This is a genomic window from Oleiphilus sp. HI0061, assembly GCF_001635675.1.
In genome coordinates, this window is the sequence record NZ_LWFE01000298.1 from 1 (window position 1) to 901 (window position 901).

At 43.8% G+C, this 901-nt stretch carries 2 protein-coding genes; one reads left to right on the forward strand and one right to left on the reverse strand.

Features of this window, described 5'->3' with window-relative positions; genetic code table 11:
* Window positions 1–311, reverse strand: a 311-nt coding sequence (locus tag A3735_RS03870) for an NADPH-dependent FMN reductase (protein WP_197485650.1), incomplete at its 3' end; no start/stop codon positions are given.
* 168 nt (window positions 312–479) lie between these two features.
* On the opposite strand from A3735_RS03870, the gene A3735_RS03875 reads away from it, so the two are divergent.
* Window positions 480–901: LysR family transcriptional regulator (locus A3735_RS03875; RefSeq protein WP_156499388.1), on the forward strand; the 422-nt coding region annotated here is incomplete at its 3' end.

Below are 901 nucleotides of genomic sequence, written 5' to 3' on the forward strand. Positions count from 1 at the left end.
TTGTCAGGGCGTGATAACCAGTCCAGTGTATTCTTCAGTGCGGCGCTAAATGATCCGTTGTACTCTGGGCTCGCGATTAAAATGCTTGTTGGTGATGAAAATATGCGCCTTAAGTCGTTCAGTGAAGCGGGCGTTTCAGTGTTTTCAATATCTTCATTAAACAACGGCAAAGGGTAGTCTGCTAAGTTAATGTTGATAGCATCGTAGCCAAGCTCTAAAGCTATTTGTTGTGCTTGCTTAGCAACTTTTTGGTTGTAGCTGTTGCTGCGTAGACTTCCAGAAAATGTAATAAGAGTTCTGTCTGAGCTCATGGTATCGGCCTTTCAAGTAAGTGCGTATGAATTGAACTGTCTTTATTAAACCTGATGCAAAACTGCATGAAAATAGGTAGAGTGCATAGTTGGTGTGCATATACGCACAGAGTGGCGAATTTTGTGCGGGTGACGTTAAGCGCAGATATAGATTGTTTGGGGATATGTATGAAAAGCTGGAGTGATATTCAGATAGCCTATCAAGTAGCCAAGTTTGGCACGCTTAGCAAGGCCGCTGAGTCTTTAGGTGTTCATCACAGTACAGTTCTTAGGCACATTGACTCGATTGAAGAGCACTTGGCTTGTAAGTTATTTCATAGGCATTCTCGCGGCTATACGCCGACTGAAGCGGGCGAAATTCTGTTTCAAGATGCTGCAAAAGTCGAAGAACGTCTTGATCGAATGGTCAGTAAAATTAATGGGCTAGACCAGCAGCTAACAGGGCCTTTGGTTCTGACGAGCGTTTCGACCTTGAGTCCCTTGATCATGCCTGTTATCGAGGTATTCAGCAAAGCACACCCTGGTGTGGACATTTCGTTTCAGGCGGATTCGAGAATTTTTAAACTTGAATATGGTGAGGCGCATATTAG